The 1,554-nt window shown below is 29.3% G+C and carries 2 protein-coding genes; both read left to right on the forward strand.

Annotation, left to right across the window (positions count from 1 at the left end; all coding sequences use genetic code 11):
• Positions 1-873, forward strand: an 873-nt coding sequence (locus OEW74_RS19505; protein ID WP_322645600.1) for an RHS repeat-associated core domain-containing protein, incomplete at its 5' end; no start/stop codon positions are given.
• Positions 870-1,439, forward strand: a complete 570-nt coding sequence (locus OEW74_RS19510; protein ID WP_265427100.1) for a hypothetical protein — start codon at positions 870-872, stop codon at positions 1,437-1,439. The genes OEW74_RS19505 and OEW74_RS19510, both read left to right, overlap by 4 nt.
• Positions 1,440-1,554: the final 115 nt, after the last annotated feature.

Raw genomic sequence — 1,554 nt, forward strand, 5'->3', positions numbered from 1 at the left:
AATGCACAGACTCATAGTTTTGATAATGCTTATCAGTACAAGTACCAAGGACAAGAATTACAGGAGACAGGCTTTTACTCGTTTAAGTGGAGAAATTACATGCCTGATGTAGGAAGGTTCTTTAATATAGATCCTCTTTCTGAAAAGTATAGCTTTCAATCTCATTATAACTTTGCCGAAAATAAAGTTATTACATTTAGAGAATTAGAAGGACTTGAAGGAATACATCATACTCAGATTGACCAAAATGGTAAAAAATCTCATGTTATAGAAAAAAATTTAGTTGTTTTAACCCAAAAGAGTCAGGATGTTCCTATTTTATCTGCATCAGCATCTAAAAAAGAAACCAAAGCAAGAGACAAAATAGTTAGAAAAAATGAAAGAATTAGATCTGAAAACGAAGCTAGAATTAATTTTGCCAGAGAGGACACTGATAATTTCTATTCAGGAAATCATAAAAATAGTGATGGTGAAAATGTTACCTTTAAAATTAACATATCAGGAATGGAAGTCAATGATACAAGTGCTAAAAAAGGTATGATAGATGGTACGAAATTAACAACTATTGCGTGGAGAAATGGAATAGAATCTTCTTTAGTAGAAGGAGGAAAACCTGTACGTGCCTCAGCTTCAATTTGGACAACTGCTAAAACATCCGCTACAGGCAGTGCGCAAGTTCTAGGACCAATGATTTATGAAGTTTACAGTCGAGATGCATCTATTGGGAATTTCTCTCATGAATTAGGTCATAATTTCGGATTAAGTCATCCAGAAGGAGGAAGTAGATCTGGAGATTTAATGGATTATCCTCCCAATGGTTTGAGTACACAAAATATAGATACAATTATTAAAGAATCTTATCCAGCAAAATGAAAAAAATATTTAAAATCTTATTGCTTTTACTTACATTTTTATGCTATGGTCAAAAAAATTATTTTGTAATTACTATAGATAAAATTGATAAAAATTATCCTAACGAGCATCCTTTATATTTTTGGATTATCGATTTATCTGAAAAAGATTCCAAACCAGCTCCTCTTTATTTTTGGGACATAAATAAAGAAAATGTAGATGATTGCTCTAAATATAATGGAATATCTGTCTTTAATGAAGATCAAAGTATATCTTCATTAGATAATCTTTTAGAAAAAATTTATAAAAACAGAAAACAAGTTTTAAATCTTGAAAAGCAATGGATAATAGGAAGAAATAAAAAACCAATCAAATTTAAAGTCTTTATTACTCCTATTTCTGCAGATTTATTTTCATGTAATATTAGCCAAAGAGAAGGTGAAAAAATAAATTATCAAGGTAAAGTTTACTTTTTAAATGAAAAATTTATAATTAGTGAAAAATTATTAGAAACTAATACAAATGGTTTAGAATCTTTAAAATGGATAAACTTTAGCTTTGTTAAAACTTATCCATATTCCCAATAAATAACTTTAAATTTACCCAAGAAGATTACTCAGAATGCTCAGGTTACAGATTACGTTTACCGTGCAGACGGAATAAAAGTAAAGAAGCTCTTTAATGGTTTGGAAACAGATTACC

This window comes from Chryseobacterium sp. YIM B08800, from assembly GCF_026163565.1.
Classification (GTDB): domain Bacteria; phylum Bacteroidota; class Bacteroidia; order Flavobacteriales; family Weeksellaceae; genus Chryseobacterium.